20 protein-coding genes, 1 tRNA gene and 1 riboswitch are annotated in these 19431 nt (G+C 73.4%); of the genes, 9 read left to right on the top strand and 12 right to left on the bottom strand.

All coding sequences use genetic code 11. The features are described 5' to 3' along the window. Nucleotides 1–51: 51 nt before the first annotated feature. The 4 genes from FHS38_RS06535 to FHS38_RS06520 form a co-directional block, all read right to left on the bottom strand. Complete coding sequence (locus FHS38_RS06535) at nucleotides 52–1140, bottom strand: magnesium and cobalt transport protein CorA (protein WP_184732221.1); 1089 nt, start codon at nucleotides 1138–1140, stop codon at nucleotides 52–54. 259 nt (nucleotides 1141–1399) lie between these two features. Further along, complete coding sequence (locus FHS38_RS06530; protein ID WP_184731697.1) at nucleotides 1400–2158, bottom strand: 2OG-Fe dioxygenase family protein; 759 nt, start codon at nucleotides 2156–2158, stop codon at nucleotides 1400–1402. Between the two features lie 215 nt (nucleotides 2159–2373). Continuing rightward, nucleotides 2374–3423 carry a phytase gene (locus tag FHS38_RS06525; RefSeq protein ID WP_184731695.1) on the bottom strand — a complete coding sequence of 350 codons (1050 nt, stop codon included), beginning with the start codon at nucleotides 3421–3423 and terminating at the stop codon, nucleotides 2374–2376. A 111-nt stretch (nucleotides 3424–3534) separates the two neighbouring features. Further along, a complete protein-coding gene (locus FHS38_RS06520) occupies nucleotides 3535–3801 on the bottom strand; it encodes a hypothetical protein (RefSeq protein ID WP_184731693.1) in 267 nt (88 codons plus the stop codon). A 255-nt stretch (nucleotides 3802–4056) separates the two neighbouring features. On the opposite strand from FHS38_RS06520, the gene FHS38_RS06515 reads away from it, so the two are divergent. After that, nucleotides 4057–4587, top strand: coding sequence for an SRPBCC family protein (locus FHS38_RS06515; RefSeq protein WP_184731691.1), 531 nt, complete (start codon nucleotides 4057–4059; stop codon nucleotides 4585–4587). A 65-nt stretch (nucleotides 4588–4652) separates the two neighbouring features. Continuing rightward, a tRNA-Trp gene (locus tag FHS38_RS06510) sits at nucleotides 4653–4726 on the top strand. 196 nt (nucleotides 4727–4922) lie between these two features. On the opposite strand, the gene FHS38_RS06505 is transcribed toward FHS38_RS06510, so the two are convergent. Together FHS38_RS06505 and FHS38_RS06500 are read right to left on the bottom strand one after the other, a co-directional pair. After that, the gene (locus FHS38_RS06505; protein WP_184731689.1) at nucleotides 4923–6098 is read right to left on the bottom strand and encodes a UDP-N-acetylglucosamine--N-acetylmuramyl-(pentapeptide) pyrophosphoryl-undecaprenol N-acetylglucosamine transferase; all 1176 of its coding nucleotides are present in this window, start codon (nucleotides 6096–6098) and stop codon (nucleotides 4923–4925) included. A gap of 89 nt (nucleotides 6099–6187) precedes the next feature. Continuing rightward, entirely contained in the window at nucleotides 6188–6598 is a 411-nt protein-coding gene (locus FHS38_RS06500; protein ID WP_184731687.1) for a cupin domain-containing protein, read from the bottom strand. Between the two features lie 52 nt (nucleotides 6599–6650). On the opposite strand from FHS38_RS06500, the gene FHS38_RS06495 reads away from it, so the two are divergent. Then, nucleotides 6651–7631, top strand: a complete 981-nt coding sequence (locus FHS38_RS06495) for a GlxA family transcriptional regulator (protein WP_184731685.1) — start codon at nucleotides 6651–6653, stop codon at nucleotides 7629–7631. A 5-nt stretch (nucleotides 7632–7636) separates the two neighbouring features. On the opposite strand, the gene FHS38_RS06490 is transcribed toward FHS38_RS06495, so the two are convergent. Continuing rightward, entirely contained in the window at nucleotides 7637–8686 is a 1050-nt protein-coding gene (locus FHS38_RS06490) for a YncE family protein (protein ID WP_184731683.1), read from the bottom strand. A 216-nt stretch (nucleotides 8687–8902) separates the two neighbouring features. Here FHS38_RS06490 and FHS38_RS06485 point away from each other — a divergent pair, with 216 nt between their 5' ends. Further along, nucleotides 8903–9886, top strand: coding sequence for an NAD-dependent epimerase/dehydratase family protein (locus FHS38_RS06485; protein ID WP_184731681.1), 984 nt, complete (start codon nucleotides 8903–8905; stop codon nucleotides 9884–9886). A 72-nt stretch (nucleotides 9887–9958) separates the two neighbouring features. Here FHS38_RS06485 and FHS38_RS06480 read toward each other — a convergent pair whose 3' ends face one another. Beyond that, nucleotides 9959–10879, bottom strand: coding sequence for a DUF2867 domain-containing protein (locus tag FHS38_RS06480; RefSeq protein ID WP_184731679.1), 921 nt, complete (start codon nucleotides 10877–10879; stop codon nucleotides 9959–9961). A gap of 49 nt (nucleotides 10880–10928) precedes the next feature. On the opposite strand from FHS38_RS06480, the gene FHS38_RS06475 reads away from it, so the two are divergent. Continuing rightward, nucleotides 10929–11519 carry a TetR/AcrR family transcriptional regulator gene (locus FHS38_RS06475; protein ID WP_184731677.1) on the top strand — a complete coding sequence of 197 codons (591 nt, stop codon included), beginning with the start codon at nucleotides 10929–10931 and terminating at the stop codon, nucleotides 11517–11519. A gap of 117 nt (nucleotides 11520–11636) precedes the next feature. Here FHS38_RS06475 and FHS38_RS06470 read toward each other — a convergent pair whose 3' ends face one another. Together FHS38_RS06470 and FHS38_RS06465 are read right to left on the bottom strand one after the other, a co-directional pair. Further along, nucleotides 11637–12407: a CbtA family protein gene (locus tag FHS38_RS06470; protein WP_184731675.1), complete on the bottom strand. Its 771-nt coding sequence runs from the start codon at nucleotides 12405–12407 to the stop codon at nucleotides 11637–11639. A gap of 21 nt (nucleotides 12408–12428) precedes the next feature. Then, complete coding sequence (locus tag FHS38_RS06465; protein ID WP_130880926.1) at nucleotides 12429–12653, bottom strand: CbtB domain-containing protein; 225 nt, start codon at nucleotides 12651–12653, stop codon at nucleotides 12429–12431. A gap of 301 nt (nucleotides 12654–12954) precedes the next feature. Here FHS38_RS06465 and FHS38_RS06460 point away from each other — a divergent pair, with 301 nt between their 5' ends. Then, nucleotides 12955–13545 (top strand): histidine phosphatase family protein, encoded by a 591-nt coding sequence (locus FHS38_RS06460; protein ID WP_184731673.1) that lies wholly within the window; start codon nucleotides 12955–12957, stop codon nucleotides 13543–13545. A gap of 35 nt (nucleotides 13546–13580) precedes the next feature. On the opposite strand, the gene FHS38_RS06455 is transcribed toward FHS38_RS06460, so the two are convergent. Together FHS38_RS06455 and metE are read right to left on the bottom strand one after the other, a co-directional pair. Beyond that, a complete protein-coding gene (locus FHS38_RS06455) occupies nucleotides 13581–13934 on the bottom strand; it encodes a hypothetical protein (protein ID WP_184731671.1) in 354 nt (117 codons plus the stop codon). Between the two features lie 161 nt (nucleotides 13935–14095). Next, complete coding sequence (gene metE, locus FHS38_RS06450; RefSeq protein ID WP_184731669.1) at nucleotides 14096–16423, bottom strand: 5-methyltetrahydropteroyltriglutamate--homocysteine S-methyltransferase; 2328 nt, start codon at nucleotides 16421–16423, stop codon at nucleotides 14096–14098. A 152-nt stretch (nucleotides 16424–16575) separates the two neighbouring features. Beyond that, nucleotides 16576–16767, bottom strand: a riboswitch (cobalamin riboswitch). A 247-nt stretch (nucleotides 16768–17014) separates the two neighbouring features. Between metE and FHS38_RS06445 the strand changes: the two genes are divergently transcribed. Genes FHS38_RS06445 through FHS38_RS06435 form a run of 3 tightly spaced genes read left to right on the top strand, consistent with a single transcriptional unit; the run spans nucleotide 17015 to nucleotide 19137 of the window. Beyond that, complete coding sequence (locus FHS38_RS06445; RefSeq protein ID WP_184731668.1) at nucleotides 17015–17251, top strand: hypothetical protein; 237 nt, start codon at nucleotides 17015–17017, stop codon at nucleotides 17249–17251. Then, entirely contained in the window at nucleotides 17248–18024 is a 777-nt protein-coding gene (locus FHS38_RS06440; protein WP_184731666.1) for a DUF2334 domain-containing protein, read from the top strand. The genes FHS38_RS06445 and FHS38_RS06440 overlap by 4 nt, the downstream gene beginning before the upstream one ends. A 6-nt stretch (nucleotides 18025–18030) precedes the next feature. Further along, nucleotides 18031–19137 (top strand): glycosyltransferase, encoded by a 1107-nt coding sequence (locus tag FHS38_RS06435; protein ID WP_184731664.1) that lies wholly within the window; start codon nucleotides 18031–18033, stop codon nucleotides 19135–19137. The last annotated feature ends 294 nt before the right edge of the window (nucleotides 19138–19431 follow it).

The following is a 19431-nucleotide window of genomic DNA, read 5'->3' as shown; positions in this document are numbered from 1 at the left end:
GTACGCCGATATGCGTTGACCAGTGGTTTTACAGGACGGACGCCGTCGGCGTCACAGCCAGCCGTTGCGGCGGAAGCCGCGGTGGATGGCGAAGCAGGCGACGGCGATGACGACGAGGACGAGCGGGTATCCGTACGTCCAGTGCAGCTCGGGCATGTGGTCGAAGTTCATGCCGTAGATCCCGCAGACCATCGTGGGCACGGCCACGATCGCGACCCAGGCGCTGATCCGGCGCATGTCCTCGTTCTGCGCCACGGTCACCTGCGCGAGATGGGCCTGCAGGATGGAGTTGATCAGCTCGTCGAGCGCGATGATCTGCTCCGCGACCCGGGCCAGGTGGTCGGCGACGTCGCGGAAGTACGTCCGCAGTTCCTGGTCGACCACGGGGTAGGGCCGGGTGGACAGCTCCCGCACCGGTCGGTCCAGCGGTATCACGGCACGCCGGAACTCAAGGAGTTCGCGCTTGAGCTGGTAGATCCGGCCCGCGTCGGCGGGGCGGCCGCTGTCGCTGGCGAAGACCTCGGCCTCGACGTCGTCGATGTCGCTCTGCACGGAGTCGACGACGGCGAGGTAGTCGTCGACCGTGTGGTCCGCGATGGCGTGCAGTACGGCGGCGGGCCCCTTCGCGAGCAGCTCGGGGGCGGCCTCCAGCTGCTCGCGCAGCGGGCCGAGGGAGCCGTGCCCGCCGTGCCGGACGGTGACGACGAAGTCATGACCGGTGAAGACCATGATCTCCCCGGTGCCGACCACCTCGCTCGTCGCGGTCAGCTTGTCGTGGTCGACGTAGCAGACCGTCTTGAGGACGGTGAAGAGCGTGTCGTTGTAGCTCTCGAGCTTGGGCCGCTGATGGGCGTGGACGGCGTCCTCGACCGCCAGCGGGTGCAGGCCGAACAGCGTGGCGACGTCGGCGAACTCCTCCACGGTGGGCTCGTGCAGGCCGATCCAGACGAAGCCGTCGCCCGCCTTGCGCACGTGCCGGATCGCCTCCTCGGCGGGGCAGTCGTCCTCCTGCCGGACGCCGCCGATGTAGACCGCGCAGTTGACGACGGCGGATCCGAGCGGTGAGCGTGCCGGATGGCTGAGGTCCACCGCGTTGCGGCGTTGCCTCAGCCGCACCGCTTTGCGCAGCTGGCCGGTCATCGACATACGGGGTCCTCCTCCAGGTCGGCGGACAGTCTGCCATCTCCGGCCTGCAGGACCCAGCCGCGCCCGGGCGCGTTCGACCTCGTGAATGCCCTCGTCACCGTAGCCACCGTCCGCTCGCGCGCCCCTCCCCCGTGTCCCCTCGGGGCGACCGGCGGAGGGGAGGGGCGCGAGCGGCCTCGGCGTGCCGGTCGGTCGGAGCGGCGGCGGACCCCTGCGGGACGGCCGCTCCCCACCGTGGCGTCCTCGCGGTGGGTCAGCCGGTGGGGCCGGGGAAGAAGTCGACGAGCAGCATGTCGCGCACGCCGGTGCGGGCGCCCGGCGCGGGGCGGACCGGGGAGACACCGTGCAGGACGCGCCGGTCGTCGAGGACGATGGTCTCCATGGGGGCGGTGAGCAGCGCGTGGTGGATGCGGCGCCGGCCGAGGTCGTAGAGGGTGGACTCGGCGCCCTCGACGTCCTCGCGCCGGATCAGCACCTGGGCGACGTAGCTGTGGCCGTCCTGGTGGACGCCCTCGGGGGCGGGGTGGCCCTCGGCGTCCGTGGTGGCGGTGACGCGTATCTGGTGGACGCCGCAGGTGTCGATGCCGGTGCGGGGGCCGGGGAGCCGGCCGAAGAGGGTGCGGACGACCGTGCGCAGCGCGGCGCCGGACGCCACCGATTCGTCGAGGGGGGCGAACATGCGGTCCACGCCGCCGTTCACCTTGTTCACGGTCCGGTCCTGGAAGAAGGCGGCGTGCGGCAGCTTCTCGAGCCGGTCGGGCAGCAGCCGGAAGGAGCCGTAGCGGCGGAACCGGTAGGGCGTGGCGGTGCCCAGGTGCGCGTCGGCCGGCAGGTCGTGCCAGGAGTCGGTGAACTCCGTGACCCCGTCCTCGGGGACCTCGGCCAGCGCGGTCGCGAGGAGGTCCGGGCCGAACTGGACGAAGGGGGCGACCTGATCGAGGGGGCCCGGTGCCGGTGCGTTCCCGGGCACGGCGCCGGACGTGTCCGGCGCCCGCAGTGGCGCTGTGGTCATGTTGTCCTTGCCTTCGTACGGGCCCTGTCAGGGGCCTTCGTGCGGACGTGCGCGGGGCACCGGGTCACGGGGGCTGAACGAACGTAGCAAGCCCGGTCACCGCGGGGAATCGGCCGAAGCGGCCGAAAAAGTCACATACAAAGGCCTGTTGACAAAACGCGCGGGTGCCCGGACGACACACGTCGCCCGGGCACCCGCGGCTTGCGACCGGTCCGTCAGCCGAGGACGGAGGAGATCCGTTCGAACGGCACGAGCTTGAAGTTCTGGTTGCCGCTGGTTCCGGGGGCGGAGTTGGTGCCGTCCTGGCAGACGAAGACGCCGCCGGGGAACTTCGAGCCGAGGGGTGCGGCGGTGGCGTCGATGCCGTCGGTGTCCTCGCAGCCGTCGGCGGCGGTCCCCTTGGCGACGACGAAGCGGCCGAGGTAGCCGCCGCCGGTCCGGTCGTAGACGGCGAAGTCGTTGCTGCCCTGCGAGGAGACGATGAGGTAGCGGCCGGCGGCGGTGATGCCCTCGACGTCGGCGGTGAGATGACCGCCGGAGCCGGTGGAGTCGAGCTTGGTGCGCGTGGTGCCGGCGGTGGGCTCGGCGCCGTAGACCCACACGCCGACGTCCTCCTCGCCGAGGTAGAGCCTGCCGGTCTTCTCGTCGGCGTAGCAGCCCTCGACGGCGGAGCCGGCGTCGAAGAGGCGCACGGAGGTGGCGGTCACGGAGTCACCGCGCACCGAGAGCTCCCACTGCTCGACCCGGCCGGAGGTGGAGTTGGGGTAGGCGTACAGCTTGCCGCTGGTGGGCGAGGTGTACATGCAGATGCCGTGTGCGGTGACCTCGGTGGCGACGTCCTTGAGGTGCGTCAGCTTCCGCGTGGCCGGGTCGATGCGGTAGATGTGCATCGCGCCGTCGCCGTTCGCGGCCTCGTCGTCCGCGGAGACGACGATGTCTCCCCGCAGGTCGACGTTGTTGCCGTGGTCGCCGTTGATCCGCTGGATGCGGTTGCCGGAGAGGTCGTGGACCTCCAGCGCGCCCTTCTTGTCGGTGGTGACGACCACGGACCGGGACGGGTCGGTGGGGTGGACCCAGATCGCCGGGTCGTCGGCCGCGTCACCGCTGTGCGACACCGGGGCGGTCTCCACGGTGGCGGTCACCGGGAAGCGGCCGGGGGCGGCGGCCCGCGCGGTGCCGGTGGACTGCCAGAGCAGCGCCCCGGTCGCGAGGGCCAGGGCGGCCGAGGCGGCGCGCAGACATACGGAGGTGGCCAGGGGCCTCATGGGAAGGAGCCTTCCGGAGACGACAACGTCGCGGCGAAGGTACGTTCGACACCGGACGGAGCGGTGAACTCCCTTTGAACCCCGGGCGGCCGTTCGCCGCCGCCCCGGCGGTCACTCCGCCGTACGCATCGCCTGCTCGATCAGGGCCGCGGTGGTGGCCGCCGTCTCCCGCGTGGTCCCGTCCTCGCCGGTGCGGGCGAGTTCGCCCAGCAGGACGGCGGCGGCCTGGAGCACCCCGACGTGCACGGTCGCGGTCTTCAGGGCGGCGAGCGCGGCGGCGGCCTGCTCGCCCGACGACGCGGTGGGGCCGGGGATCAGGGTGCTGACGCCACGTCCGAGGGCGGTACGGGGCGAGGGCTGAGGTGTCGTTGTGCTCACCGGTGCAGTCTTCCCCACCCGGGGCCCTCGCGCGTACGTATGGTCCGGCCGGGCCGCCGCCGAGTGGAGGCTCGCCAACCGCTCAAGGGGTGAAGGCCCGTTGGCTGATGGGCAGGTGATTCCACGCGTGTTACGTGTATCACCAATTCGGCCCGTCACGCCGTCGCGGGGTCAGACTTGACCGGGTGAGGCGGTACGGCCCGATCGGCCGGCCGCACTGACACCCATGACACGTCTTTCTTGCGAGGTACCCACGTGCGCTACGCAGACGGCCCGAGTGTTCACAGCGACATCCACATCGACGCACCCCCGTCCGAGGTCTGGGCGCTGGTGACCGACATCCATCTGCCAGCGCGGCTCAGCCCGGAACTCCAGCGCGTGGAGTGGCTGGACGGCGCCACCGAAACCACGTTGGGGGCGCGCTTCGCGGGCCACAACCGCCACCCCCTGGTCGGCGAGTGGCGGACCGTCTCCCATGTGGTCGAGCTGACCGACGAGCGGCTGTTCACCTGGGCGGTCACGGATGCCGACGGCCGGTTCGGGGAGCCCGTGACCGACCCCGCCGGACGGCTGGCCACCTGGCGGTTCGAGCTCAGCCCCGAGGCGGGCGGCACCCTCTTGCGGCAGTCCGCGGAACTGGGCCCGGCCCGATCCGGGGTGAGCCTCGCGATCGAGCGCAAGCCGGAGGCGGAGGAGGCGATCGTCGCGGCCCGGCTCAAGGACCTGCGCTCGGGCATCGAGGCCACCCTGAACGGGGTGAAGGACATCGCCGAAGGCCGACGGTGACCATCGCCACGGCAAATCGGCTGGCGGCGGACGCCCTGACCATGGCAGAGTGATCACCACGCCGAAGGGGCGTAGCTCAGCTGGCCAGAGCAGCGGACTCCAAACCCGCTAGTCGCAGGTTCGAATCCTGTCGCCCCTGCTGAAGGTCAGGCAGGCCTGTCGCCTCTGATCTGCATGAACGCGTGGGCTGGGGCTGTCGCACTGGGTGCGGCAGCCCCACCGTCGTTCTCGGCCCCGGTGTTCGGGAACACGCTGGGAACCCCGATGGGGTGCCGCTTGCTGCACACGGCGCCGCGGCGGCGCCGTGTGCAGCACTCTCGTAGAACCCGCGCCGGTCAGCCGGACGCGGCGGACAGGATCACGTCCACGAGCCTGTTCGCCGCGTCCGGCCGCCCGTGCGCCCGGGAGCGCTCCGCCATCGCGCCGCGCCGCACGGGGTCCGCGAGGAGCGGGCCCACCGCGTCGCGCAGACTCCCTGCGGTGACCTCGCCGAGCAGGGCGACAGCGGCCCCGGCATCTTCCAGGTGCCGCGCGTTGTGCGCCTGCTCGTTGCCGGCCGAGGAGGCGAGCGGGATGAAGACCGCCGGCTTGCCCAGCGCGGTCAGTTCGGCGAGCGTCCCTGCGCCGCTCCGGGAGATCACGACGTCGGCCAGCGCCAGCACGTCGGGGAGCTCCGGGCCGACGAACCCGGCGAGGTAGTACCGGCCCGACAGCTCCGGCGGCAGGGCCGCCGCGTGCTGCCGCAGGCCATCGACGTTGGCCGGCCCGCACTGGTGGATCACGTTCGCCCGCCCCAGCAGCCACGGCAGCGCGTCCCGCACGACCTCGTTGATCTGCTGGGAGCCCTGCGCGCCGCCGGTGACGTACACGGTCGGCAGGCGATGGTCGAAGCCGTACAGACCCAGCGCATCGACGGCTTTTTGCGGGTGGCCGGTCAGTACCTCGGGGCGGATCGGGTTGCCGGTGACGACCGCGGCACCCCGCACCGACTCCGGCAGGAGCGGCAGCGACGATTCCGACGACACCGCGATCCTCGTCGCCGAGCTCGCCAGCTTCCGGTTGGCGAGGCCAAGGCGCACGGTCTGCTCGTGGAGGACCAGCGGACGGTGGCACAGGCGGGCGGCCAGGCCGGCGGGAACGGCCACGTACCCGCCCGTGGCGAGCACGACGTCCGGCCGGAAGTCGGCGACGATCTTCCGGGCCTGGGCCACGCCGAGCGGTACCCGGGCCATGTCCCGGACGTTCGCCGGGCTCACCATCTTGAGCGGGTTGGCGGAGCGGCGGATCTTGCCCGTGGCCACGGTCGTGAACGCGATGCCCTCGGCCGGTGCCACCCGGGCCTCCAGGCCGTCCGCCGTGCCGATCCACAGGACATCGAGCGCCCTGCCGTCCGCGGCCAGCCGGTGCTGCAACGCGCGGATCGCGGTCAAGGCGGGATAGGTGTGGCCCCCGGTACCTCCGCCCGTGACGATCAAGCGGAAGGTGGGAGAGAGAGGAGAAGCGCTGTTCACCCGGCGCACCCTACTGGCTGCCCCTTAGGTGTGCACTTCCCGCCCCCCACGTCCGTCGCGTGGGGGGCGGGACCGGGGAGCGGGACGCCCTAGCCGAGCGCGTGCCCCGTCGTCGCGTCGACGTGGCCGGGGACCGCGTCGTGGCGGTCGCCGACGGTGGACGTGCCGGTCGGTTCGAACATGAGGATCGAGGCGCCGGCGGTGGAGAACGGACGGTGTTCCACCCCTCGCGGGACGACGAACACCGCGCCCTGGGGCAGCACGACGACGCGTTCGCCCCCGTCGGCTCCCCCGGGCTCGCCGTCGCGGAGGCCGATGCTCAGTTCGCCGTCGAGGACGAGGAAGAACTCGTCCGTGTTCTCGTGCGCGTGCCAGATGTGTTCGCCCGCCACCTTCGCGATACGGACGTCGTAGTCGTTCACCTGGGTGACGATCCGTGGGCTCCACAGTTGATCGAAACTCTTCAGTGCGGTCGGCAGGTCGATCGGTTCGTTGATCACCTGGTCATCCTGACCGCTGGTGATCGGGCGGGGCGAGTGCTAGGAATCGCATATGTCGCATGGATCCTCGCACCGGGTGGCCGTCCTCGTCGACGAGGGCTCCAACCCCTTCGAACTGGGCGTCGCCACCGAGCTGTTCGGGCTGCGCCGCCCCGAGATCGACCGGCGGTGGTACGACTTCACGCTCTGCTCCGCCTCGCCCGCCGTGCGGATGAACGACGGGATGTTCACGCTCTCCGGCGTCGCCGGGCTGGAGGCGGCCGACGCGGCCGACACCCTGATCGTGCCCAATCGACCGGATCCGCTCACCCCGCCGGACCCGGCGGTGTCGGCCGCGATCCGGCGGGCGGCCGGGCGGGGTGCGCGCCTGGTGAGCTTCTGCACGGGCGCGTTCACCCTCGCCGCGGCCGGGGTGCTCGACGGCCGCCGGGCCACCACGCACTGGAAATGGGTGGCGGAGTTCTCGGCCCGCCATCCCGGCGTCCGGCTCGAACCGGACGTCCTGTTCGTGGACGACGGTGACGTGCTGACCGCCGCCGGGAGCGCCGCCGCGCTGGACCTCGGCCTCTATCTGATCGGCCGTGACCACGGCGCCGAGATCGCGAACACGGTGAGCCGGCGGCTGGTGTTCGCGGCCCACCGCGACGGCGGTCAGCGGCAGTTCGTCGAACGGCCCGTGCCCGCCGTGCCGGACGCGTCGCTCGCTCCCCTGCTGGCCTGGGCCCGGGAGCGCCTGGACCGGCCGCTGTCCGTGGCGGACCTGGCGGCCCGCGCCGCGGTCAGCCCGGCCACCTTGCACCGGCGCTTCCGGGCCGAGCTCGGCACCACGCCGCTGGCCTGGCTCACCGGCGAACGGGTGGCGCTGGCCTGCCGGCTGATCGAGCGCGGCGAGCTACGGCTCGACGTGGTCGCCCAGGCCAGCGGCCTGGGGACGGCCTCGAACCTCCGGGCGCAGCTGCGCCGGCGCACCGGGCTCAGCCCGACGACCTACCGCCGGCGGTTCGGTACGGCCGCTCCCCGGCCGACGCGCTGAACGGCTCAGCGGGCGGCCGGGATGTACGCGAGACCGTGCGCGCCGGCTTCGCCCGCGCGACCGACCTCCAGGGTGGTGATCACCCGCATCAGGGTCAGGTCGACGACGGTCACCGTGCTGGACATGACGTTGGAGACATAACCCACCGATCCGTCCGGTGAGGAGGTGATGGTGAGGGGGAACCGGCCGACCTCGACCTGTCCGGCCACCTCCAGGGTGTCCGGGGCGTAGACGGTCAGTACGCCGTTGTCCTGCGTCCCCATGGCGCCGCCGCCCGGCACCTGTGCCGCCATCCGCAGCTCGCCCACGAGCACCGCGCCGGTGGCAGCGGTGTGCACGGGGAACACCACACCGTCGGTGGGCAGGGTCCGGACGATCTCGTCGGTGGCGGTGTCGATCACGCGGATGCCCGGTGCGGCGGCGGGCCGGGTGCCGAAGTCGCCCTTGGGGGCGGCCACGTAGACGTACCGGCCGTCGCGGGAGACGTCCAGACCTTCGCTGCCGGGTACGGCGATCCGGCCGGTGAACTCGTCGCGTTCGAGGTCCACGACGGAGACGAACCCTGCTTCCTTGTTGGTGGAGTAGCCTCGCCTGCCGTCCGGGGTGATCGCGAACCAGTGCGGGCCGTCGGCCATGACCGGGATCCTGGCGACCCGCTCATGGGTCCGGGTGTCGTAGACGATCACGCCGCCGGGCTCGTCCTCGGTGGCCTCGACGCTGACGTACAGCCGGGAGCGGCCGGGGTCCAGGCCGAGTCCGTGCGGGGCGTGGTCCGGTGCGGTGTCGATGGTGCCGACGATCTCGTGGGTGTCCACGTCGATGACGCTGATGTCCCGGGCCCGGCCCTGGTGGGCGTGGTAGTAACCGGAGACGTAGGTGCCGGCGCAGTACAGCAGCCGCCGGTCCGCGTCGAAGCACAACTCATGTGGTTGGGAGGGGACTTCCAGGACCCGGAGGGGCTCGTGGGTGCGGGCGTCGAAAAAGGTGACGGTCGGGCCGCTCTGGCTGACGACGGCGAGCTGGTCACGGGTGGCGTCGGTGTGCTTGAGGTTCATGTCCCGCATCCTGGGCGGCCGGGGCGGGTCACTCCAGTGCGTTGTGGTCAAGGACGTGTTGTCCCCGGCGCAATGATCCAGGTGGGGCTGCCCGGCGGGCGGAAACGCTGTGGCAGGGGTCACGCGCCACGAGGCCGGGGCGTTCAGCTCTGGGCGATTCCGCTGAGAGCATGGGGTGCTTCCCACGGCGTCGGTCCGGGGTGCACAGTCACGGTCATGAGACTTCTGATGCTGGGTGGAACGGAGTTCGTGGGCCGCGCCGTCACCGATGAGGCGCTGGCCCGGGGTTGGCAGGTGACCGTCTTCCACCGCGGCCGCCACGAGCCCGCACCGGGCGTCGTCGAACTGCTGGGCGACCGTACCGAGGCGGGCGGTCTGGCGGCGCTGGACCGGGGCGAGTGGGACGTCGTGGTCGACACGTGGACGAACGCGCCGTCGGTCGTGCGGGACGCGGCCCGGGCGCTCGCCGGACGGGTGAAGCGGTATGTGTACGTGTCCACGGGATCGGTGTACACCTATCCGTGCGCGCCCGGGCACGACGAGGACGCCCCCTTGGTGGACGGCTCGCCCGACGCCGGCGACGTGGAGTATCCGCAGGCCAAGCGCGGCGGGGAGCTGGCCGTGACCGAGGCCTTCGGGGACCGGTCGCTGCTGGTGCGGGCCGGGCTGATCCTCGGCCCCCGGGAGAACATCGGGCGGCTGCCGTGGTGGCTGTCGCGCATCGCCCGTGGCGGCCCCGTGCTGGCGCCCGGGCCACGCGACTTGGCGTTGCAGTACATCGACGCCCGCGATCTCGCCCGGTGGTCCCTGGACGCCGCGGAGCGGGGCCTCAGCGGCCCCTACAACCTCATCAGTCCCCCCGGGCACACCACCATGGGCAGGCTGCTGGAGGCGTGCGTACGCGTCACCGGTTCCGACGCCGAGCTGCGCTGGACGGATCCGGAGCCGATCCTCGCCGCGGGCGTCGAGCCGTGGATGGACCTGCCGATCTGGGTGCCGCCGGGCGAGGCGTACGCCACCATGCACGAGGGCGACGTGTCCAAGGCGCTGGCCGCCGGGCTGCGCTGCCGCCCCGTCGAGGAGACCGTGGCCGACACGTGGGCCTGGCTCCAGGAGTTGGACGGCCCGCCGCCGCAACGGACGGACCGTCCCCCGCTCGGCCTGGATCCGGAGGTCGAGGCCAAGCTGCTGCGAGGCTGACCGGCGGGCGTCGCGGCGACTGAGGAAGGGAGGCGGACCCGCTGTCCCCTGTTCAGCAGGTCCGCCTCCCGGTCACGGCGCGGCCACCTCGGCGGCGGCCGTGTCCGCTGCCCGGTGGAACCGCTCGCGCGAGCCCGCGCTCGGGGTCGACAGCGCCAGTCGGCGGTGGGTGCGGCGCAGCATGGCGCGGGCCATGACGGGGTGCACCCGCTTGACGACCGCGAAGTAGGCCCGGCCCACCGGGTTGTGGGTCGTCACGACCGTACTGAGGGTGACGTGCCCTTGGTCGACGAGGATCGAGGCCCGGAAGTCGAGGTGTCCGGCGTCCTTGCCCAGCAGGACCTCGCCGTCCCCGCGTGCCACGACCGGGAAGGCCAGGACGCGTTCCCAGGCCCGTGGGTCCTCGGGCATCCCCGGCAGGATCTCCAGCTGCCAGGCGTCGGTGAAGTCGGTGCGCTCGAAGGCGGTACGGGCGAGCCGGGCCCGTGCGGGGAGGTCCACCTCGACCGGCTTGTCCCACATCAGCCGGTTCAGCAACCGGACCCACGGGGACCAGCGCACCGCGCGCCGCAGCGAACCGGTCGCCACGCGCTCGATGTTGTCGAAGACCTCCTCGACGACGGTGTCGTGGGCGAAGCGGAACGCCAGGGCCCACGCCAGCGCCTCGGTGCCGTGCTGGGTCTGCTCCAGCGTGTGCCGCACGCGGCAGCGGCCGGGGCCGAGCGGTTCCACGGTCAGCTCGTGGAAGCCGTTCGACGGCGGGGCGAAGTCGAAGCGGAGGCGGCTGCCGGGGTCGTACGCGCCGACGCGGTAGCGCACCGGGCCGTGGCCGCCCTCGGCCCCGACGCCGAGCGGGCGGTCGAAGCGCATCGCGGGCCAGGCGGGGGTGGGGAAGACCGGGTCGTCGTCGGAGGACAGCCGGTCGAGCAGGGCTCCGACCGTCTCCGCCGGAGCCTCGATGACGCGTTCGTGGATGTTTCGGACCGTGCGCATTGCCCCTCCATACGCTGGCGTATGTTCAACCGTACGGTAGCGTACGGTCATGGTGCAACGGCGATTGCGGGAACCCGGCGGACGACAGCGGCTCAGCGCGCTGGATTGGGCGGACGCGGCGCTGATCGTCATGGGCGAAGGCGGGTTGGCCGCCGTCGCGGTCGAACCGCTCGCCGTCCGGCTGGGGACGACCAAGGGCAGCTTCTACTGGCACTTCGCCAGCCGGGACGCACTGATCGAGGCCGCGCTGCTGCGCTGGGAGGAGACCCGCACCGAGGCGGTCATCACCGAGCTGTCGGCCGAGCCGGACCCCGAGCTGCGACTGCGCAGACTGTTCGTCGCGGCGACCGAGGCGGTCACCGAGAACCCCCTCGAGGTCTCCCTGCTGGCCACCGTCGGACACCCGCTGGTCGCCACGGTGGTGAGGCGGGTGACCGAGCGCCGGCTCGGCTATCTCACCCAGCTCTTCTCCGAGCTGGGCTTCACGCCGGAAGAGGCCCGGCTGCGCGGCACGCTGGGCTACACCAGCTTCCTCGGCCACGGCCAGTTGGTCCATGCCGTCCCGGAGGCGCTCCCGCCGGGCCAGGAGCGGGCCCAGCACCTCGACTCGATCATCGACATGCTGCTGCGCCGGGACTGACGCCGTAGCGGGCGCGCCCCCGATACGGACGACACCCCCTGAACGCACGTGTCCCGTGGGGCGGTCGGGCGATCGCCCTTCCGGACCCACGGGACAGGTGAGGTGTTCCCGGTGCGCTCAGCGCGCCGCGGTGGCCGTCCGCGACGCCGCCTCGTCACCCTGCCGGTCCCCCGCCTTGGAGACGAGCAGGCGCTCCGCGAGGTGGCCGAAGACCAGGCCGAAACCGGCCCACAGGACGAACTGAACGGCCAGCGTGGCAAGGCGGAACTGCCACAGCAGCACGGCGGGGAAGCCCTCCGGCACGTTCTCGCCCGAGGGCAGGAACGCGAAGGCGATCCCCACCACCACCAGGAAAGCGGCGCCCGCCGCGACGCTCGCGTACCAATTGCCCAGACGGGGAGCCAGCCGCTTGCCCAGGATGACCGTGGCGACGGCGAGCAGCACGCTGAGCGCGATCATCAGGAAGAACAGCGCGGTGCGCTGGTCCAGCGTGTCCGGGTCGCCCACGGCGGGCGGGTTCGCCGGATATTTCAGGAACGGCACCAGATAGACCGCGACGAACGCGCCGAGCGAGACCAGTGCCGCCGTCGCGCGCGGGCCGAAACGGCCGACGCGGCCCAGCGCGTAGCAGTACACCAGGGCGGCGATACCGCCCAGTGCGATCCCGTAGACGAGGATGCCGGTGGCCAGACCCGCCGTCGACTGCAGGGAGCGGCTGACCAGCTCCTCACCGCCGCCGTGGTCGTGGCTGTGCGCCTCTTCGAAGGCGATGGCCGCGTCCACCCGGGATTCCCCGAGCAGATAGGCCGTGAGCAGCGCCAGCGCGCCGGATGCGAGACCGGCGAGCATGCCGCGTACGAGCAGGGCCCGTACGGAAATGGAGTTCACGAGCTCTTGACCCCTGGTCTCTCAGTGGCAGGGGAAGCCGAGCAGATGACGGCCGTCGTGCACCCACTCGTGCACACCCTCACCGGAGATCAGCGCGGTGGCGCCCTGCTCGGCGCCGACGAAGTACAGCAGGATCAGCGCGAGGATCCCGAAGAAGAGCGTCCACGGGGCGATCTCCTTCAGGGAGATCGGGGTGATCGCCGGTACGGCGGGGGTACCGGTCGCGGGGGCGGCTGACTGGGCCATGGCAAAACCTCCTGGGGAACACGCGTCCCGATCGTGGTGCTTTCAACGACGGTGCCGGGTCTGACTTCCCTGCCAGCGCCCCGTGTGGATCGGGGGCGTTCGCCGGGTACACAGTGGCGCGACCGTGCCGGGTTCTCACCGGACTTCCGTCACACCGTCGTCATGTACACGCGACCGTACCGTGTACGCGACCGGGGCGCTACGGCGTGCGGTTGCGTACCCCCGCGCGCGCCCCGCTCGCCCCTCGTGGTCTGCTGGGGCCGGGGCCGACCGGGCCCGCCCCGGAGGAGAGTTGAGGACCATGACCCTACGTGTGACGCTGCTCTCACCCGCGATGAGTGCGGCACTACGCGAGGCCCGTTTCGACGACGGGGCCCCGCTCGACGACACCGGGGCCCGGCAGGCCCGCGCGGCCGCCGGCGGCCTGCCCCGGATGTCGGCCGCCCTCTGCGCCCCCTCCCCGCGCTGCCACGGGACGGCCGCCGCGCTCGGCCTGTCCCCCACCCCCGTGCCCGAGCTGCGGGACCTCGAGGTGGGCGACTGGCGCGGGCGGGGGCTGGCCGAGCTGTCCGCCGCCGAACCCGAGGCGGTGGCCGCATGGTTGGCGGACCCCGGCGCCGCGCCGCACGGCGGTGAGTCCCTGCTGGACCTCGTCGGCCGGGTCGGCTCCTGGCTGGACGGGCGGACCGACGACGAGGGCCGGCTGCTCGCCGTCGTGGAGCCCGCGGTGGTCCGCGCGGCGGTCGTGCACGCGCTGGGGCTGCCCCCGCAGCTCTTCTGGCGGCTCGACGTGCCCCCGCTGTCGCTGACCGAACTCACCGGCCGCGCCGGGCGCTGGAATCTGCGCTGCGGCCGGCCGCTGACCCCGGAGCCTGCGGCGCCGGCCCCCTGAACCGGCGCGGAGGCTCACAGAACCGGCGCTGAGGCTCACAGGGCGGTCAGCCCGCCCCGCGGAGCCCGCGTCACGGCCGACGGGCCCCGGTGGATCAGCTCCAGCAGCCCGCAGCGGACGCAGGAGGCCGCCTGATGGCCGGCCTCACCGCCGCCCCCACCGTCGAAGAACGGTCCCGGACGGCCGTGCGGGATGTCGGCCAGGAGCGACTCGAGGGCCGCCAACAGGGCGAGGCTCTGCTGGAGTTCGTGCTTGAGGACGCGGATGCGGGCACCCTGCGCGCCCACCTGTCTGCGGGTGGTCGCCAGGCGCTCGTACTCCTCGGGGGCCACCACCACCGCCTCCTCCCCACCGATGATCATTCGACGCGGCTCCGGGCGCCTGCTCATCGTGGCCGTCCTCTCCTGTGGGGGGCATGACCGGTGGGGGCAGTCAATCATGAGAGTCCGTTGGGATTTGGGCCACTTGAGCGGGATTGGCCGTGAACAGCGGGCGCGGCCCGGCACATCGGTGCCGGGCCGCGCCCGCTATCGGCCGGAGGTGGCCGGCGTCAGCGCGCGTCGGCGGCGGTCAGCTCGGCCCGCACCTGCCGGGCCGCCTCGACCAGGTGCTCCAGGGAGCCGCGGACCTCGCTCCAGCCCCGCGTCTTCAGGCCGCAGTCGGGGTTGACCCACAGCCGCTCGGCGGGGATGGCGCCGAGCCCCTTGCGCAGCAGGCCGGCGGTCTCCTCGACGCTCGGCACACGGGGCGAGTGGATGTCGTAGACGCCCGGACCGACCTCGTGCCCGTATCCGGCCACGGCGAGTTCGTCGGCGACCTGCATGTGCGAGCGGGCCGCCTCCAGGCTGATGACGTCGGCGTCCAGCTCCTCGATGGCGCCGATGATGACGCCGAACTCGGCGTAGCACATGTGGGTGTGGATCTGGGTGTCCGCCCGCACGCCCGCGGTGGTCAGCCGGAACGCCTCGGTCGCCCAGGCCAGATAGCCGGGCCGGTCGGCGGTGCGCAGCGGCAGCGTCTCGCGCAGCGCGGGCTCGTCGACCTGGATGACGGCGGTGCCGGCGGCCTCCAGGTCGGTGACCTCGTCGCGCAGGGCCAGGGCGACCTGGCGCGCGGTGTCGGCGAGCGGCTGGTCGTCGCGGACGAAGGACCAGGCGAGCATGGTGACGGGGCCGGTGAGCATGCCCTTGACCGGGCGCTCGGTCTGCGACTGGGCGTAGCTCGTCCAGGCGACGGTCATGGGCTCGGGGCGGGAGATGTCGCCGGCGAGGATCGGCGGGCGGACGTAGCGGGTGCCGTAGGACTGCACCCAGCCGTGCTGGGTGGCGAGGTAGCCGGTGAGCCGCTCGGCGAAGTACTGGACCATGTCGTTGCGTTCGGGCTCGCCGTGGACGAGGACGTCCAGCCCGGCCTTCTCCTGGAAGGCGAGGACGTCGCGGATCTCGGCGGCGATGCGCTCGTCGTACCCGGCGGCGTCGATCCGTCCCGCGCGCAGGTCGGCGCGGGCGGTGCGCAGTTCGGTGGTCTGCGGGAACGAGCCGATGGTCGTGGTGGGCAGCAGCGGCAGGCCCAGCCGGGCCCGCTGGGCCGCGGTCCGCTCGGTGTACGGCTGCGGGCGGCGGGTGTCCTGCTCGGTGACGGCCGCCGCGCGGGCCCGGACGGCCGGGTCGTGGGTGAGGGCGGAGGCGGCGCGGGAGGCGCGGGCGGACCGGTTGGCGGCGAGCTGCGGGGCGATGACGTCGGTGCCCTCGTTCAGCCCGCGGGCGAGGGTGACGATCTCCTCGGTCTTCTGGCGGGCGAAGGCGAGCCAGCGGGCGACCTGGGGATCCACGTCGCGTTCGGCGGTCGCGTCGAGGGGGACGTGCAGCAGCGAGCACGAGGGCGCCACGTCCACCCGGCCGGCGAGACCGAGGAGGGTGGCGAGGGTGGCCAGCGAGTGTTCGAGGTCGTTGAGCCAGATGTTGCGTCCGTCGACGACGCCGGCGACGAGGCGCTTGCCCGGCACCCCGCCGGCCGCGGCGAGGGCTTCGAGGTTGGCGGCGGCGGGGCCGGTGAAGTCCAGGGCCAGTCCCTCGACGGGCGACTTGGCGAGGACGGGCAGGGCGTCACCGAGGCGGTCGAAGTAGGTGGCGGCCAGGATCTTGGGCCGGTCGGTGAGCGCCCCCAGGTCGCGGTAGGCGCGGGTCGCGGCGCTGAGGACGGCCGGGGGCTGGTCCTGTACGAGGGCGGGCTCGTCGAGCTGGACCCACTCGGCGCCCGCGGCCCGCAGCTCGGCCAGCACCTGGGCGTAGACGGGGAGCAGCCGGTCGAGGAGGGTGAGGGGCTGGAAGTCCGCCGGGGCGCCCGGGGCGGGCTTGGCGAGCAGCAGATAGGTGACCGGGCCGACCAGGACGGGGCGGGCCGTGTGGCCGAGGGCGACGGCCTCGCGCAGTTCGCCGAGCGGCTTGGCGGGGTCGGCGGTGAAGACGGTGTCCGGGCCCAGTTCGGGGACGAGGTAGTGGTAGTTGGTGTCGAACCACTTCGTCATCTCGAGCGGCGGGGCCTCCTGGGTGCCGCGGGCCATGGCGAAGTATCCGTCCAGGGCGTTGTCCCGGACGGCGGCGCGGTGCCGCTCGGGGATGGCGCCGACCATGACCGTGGTGTCCAGGACGTGGTCGTAGAGCGAGAAGTCGCCGGTGGGGACCTCGTCCACACCGGCGTCCGCCAACTGGCGCCAGGCCGTGCGGCGCAGGGTGGCGGCGGCGGTGTGCAGGGCGTCGGCGGTGACGCGGCCCGCCCAGTAGCCCTCGATGGCCTTCTTCAGCTCACGGCCCTGGCCCTGCCGGGGGTAGCCGTGGACGGTGGCCCGGGAGGGCGGGGTGGCGATGCGGTCGGTCACGGAACTCTCCTTCGCGAGTCGCGGAATGACCACGGCGGACCCGGGCGCGAAGGGACGACGAAGTGGGCGGGCGCGCCGGGCGCGCCTGCCTGCCCCCGCCGGCCCTCCCTCGAGGCCACCGAGATCACCGCACGCGGGTGGCGTGCGGGCAGTGGCAGGTCTTCGGACTCGCGGGCGCACCCTGGGCCTTGGGGCCGCCGGGCACCTACTGGCCGTCGCTTCCCGGACGCGTGGGCGTCCAGTGCGTATGACGGCGGTCGTTCCCACTCACCGCTGCGGGGCAGTCCCGGATTCCCACCGGGTTCCCTCTTGCGACGCTCCCGCCTGGCGGGCGGGGCGAACCAGCTGCGCCTCCCACCCTAGACACAATGCCGCGGAGCCGGTAGAGGAATCCGCGCAAGGATTCGATCTTGGCGTGTTGTGCCGCGTCCCGTCCGGGCGTGCGGTGCGGCGGGGGCGTGGCGGGGGGGCCGTCGCCCGGCGGCCGGGGCGCTCGCGCGAGCCGTGCCGACGCGCCGTGCCCCTCCGCGCGGTGGCGGCGATCGTGTCACCGGGCCCCACGGGGTGCGGCCGGAGAGGATCCTTGAGCCCGTGAGAGCAGCGATCGTGACGCAGTGGTCCCTGCGGTGGACCGACGGCCCGACCCACACGGCCCGCCGCGTTGCCTCCCCGGGGCACGGACGGCTGACGCGCGCCGTCGGGAGACGGCCGGCCCGTGAACCGCGGTCGCGCGCGACGTTCGCCCGGCGGCCCGGGCAGTCGGTGGGGGACAAGGCACTCGTCCACGACTCCACGGCCCCGGCCGCCGCCGGACCGGTGGCACGGTGAACGCCGCGGGCCGGGGCGGTGGCGCGCCCTTCGTGGTGTCGGTGCACGACGTCGCGCCGTGGAGCTTCGCGCAGAGCCGCCGCTGGCTGGGCGACCTGGACGCCCGCGGTGTGCCCGCGACGCTGCTGCTCGTCCCCGGGGCCTGGCGCGGCCCCTGTCTGCCGGAGGACCCGGCCCTGGTGAGCTGGCTGCACCGGGCGCGGCGGCGCGGCCACGAGCTGTCCCTGCACGGCTACGCCCACGAGGCCGTGCCCGGCGGGCCGCTCCCCCGCCGGTGGCTGAACTCCGTACTGGCCCGTGGGTGTGCCGAGTTCTGCGCGCTGGACGAGCCGGCGGCACGCGAGCGGCTGCGGGCCGGGCTCGCCGCCCTCGCCTCGGTGGACATCAGCCCGCGGGGCTTCACTCCGCCGGGGTGGCTCGCCTCCCCGGGTGCGGTGGCGGCCCTGCGGGAGCTGGGCCTGGAGTACACGACCAGCCATCTGGGGGTGCGCGACCTGCGGACCGGCGTCCGGCACCGCATGGTCGCGCTCTCCCACCGCCCCGGCGGCTTCGGCGAGCGGTTCGGCGCCCGGCTGATGCGGGCGGCGGCGCACCGGTGGGCCGGACGGGGCAGACCGTTCCGGATCGCCCTGCACCCCGCCGACCTGTCCAGGGAGGGCCTGCGCGGCTGCGCGCTGGACGCCATCGACGCGGCTCTCGCGGCGGGGGCGCGCCCGTGCACCTACGCCGACCTGGTCCGCACCCGCCGGACCGCCGTCGAGGACGTGGGCTGAGACGCGATGAGAATCGTTCAGATCGCCAATTTCTACGGCCCTTCCTCCGGCGGGCTGCGCACCACGCTCGACGCGCTCGGCCGGGGCTACGTCCGTGCGGGGCACGACCGTGTGCTGATCGTGCCGGGCGCTCGGCGGCGCTGGGTGCGGGACGCCGTCGACGGGCTGCGGGTGACGCTGCCGGGGCTGCCCGTGGGGGGTGGCTACCGCGTACTGCACTCGCCGCGCGGGGTGGCCGAAGTGCTGCGCCGGCTGGCACCGGACTCGGTCGAGGTCTCCGACAAGCTGACCGCGGTCCGCGCGGCGGGGTGGGCGCGGGCGCGGGGGATACGGACGGTTCTGCTCTCCCATGAGCGGATCGACGCGATCCTGGCTCCCCGGGTGCCGGAGTGGGTGCCGTTGCGGAGCCTGGCCGACGGGTGGAACCGGCGTCTGGTGTCCGGTTTCGACGCCGTGGTCGCCACCTCGGCCTTCTCCGGCGCGGAGTTCGCGCGCGTGGCGGCGCCGGCGCTGCACCGGGTGCCGCTCGGTGTCGACCTGGAGATGTTCGCCCCGTCGGCCGGCCGGCCCGGGGGCGGGGGCGGTGTGCGACTGGTCTACGCCGGGCGGCTGTCGGCCGAGAAGTACCCCCATCTGCCGGTGGACACCCTGCGCGTGCTGGCCCGGCACGGCGTGGACGCCCGGCTCGACGTGCTGGGCGACGGCCCGGAGCGGCACCGTCTGGAGCGGCGGGCCGCGGGGCTGGCGGTGCGCTTCCACGGCCATGTACCCGACCGCCGGGCCGTCGCCCGGCTGACGGCGCGGGCGGACGTCGCGCTGGTCCCCTGCCCGGTGGAGTCGTTCGGTCTGTCCGCTCTGGAGGCACTGGCGTGCGGCACCCCGGTGGTCACCGCCGCGGCGGGCGCCGCGCGCGAACTGCTGGTCCCGGGGGCGGGGCTGGCGGTGCCCACGTCCCCGCTGGCGATGGCGGACGCCGTGACGGCCGTGCTCGCCGGGCCGGAGGAGCGGCGCCGCGCCGTCGCACGGGCCCGCGCGGAGCAGTTCCCCTGGTCGAGGACGGTGGCCGGCATGCTGGCCGTCCACGCGGTGGGCTGCCGCCTGCCGAAGCGGTGACGGCCCACGGCCGGGCGCGGAGCGTGCCCGCCGGGCCGGTGTCGGCGCGAGGAGCAGCGCCCGTCCGGTTCGGCGACGGAGAAGCCTCCCGACGGCGGCCGGATCAACGCCGTCGGGCCGTCCCTGACCTGTGCGCAGGGCCTCGGGCGAGCCGGCCGTCCCCGAGCGGACCGCTCGCCGCCCTCGCATCGACGAACGCCGTCACTCCCCCGCGCGTGCCACCCGCGGCACCGTTGCGTGCGGCCCGTGTGACGCATGAGAATTCTCCGGTACCCGGACCTCGCCCGGACCCTG

Source organism: Streptomyces netropsis (assembly GCF_014203545.1).
GTDB classification, from domain to species: Bacteria; Actinomycetota; Actinomycetes; order Streptomycetales; family Streptomycetaceae; genus Streptomyces; species Streptomyces netropsis.
This window is presented reverse-complemented; position numbering and strand designations above follow the sequence as displayed.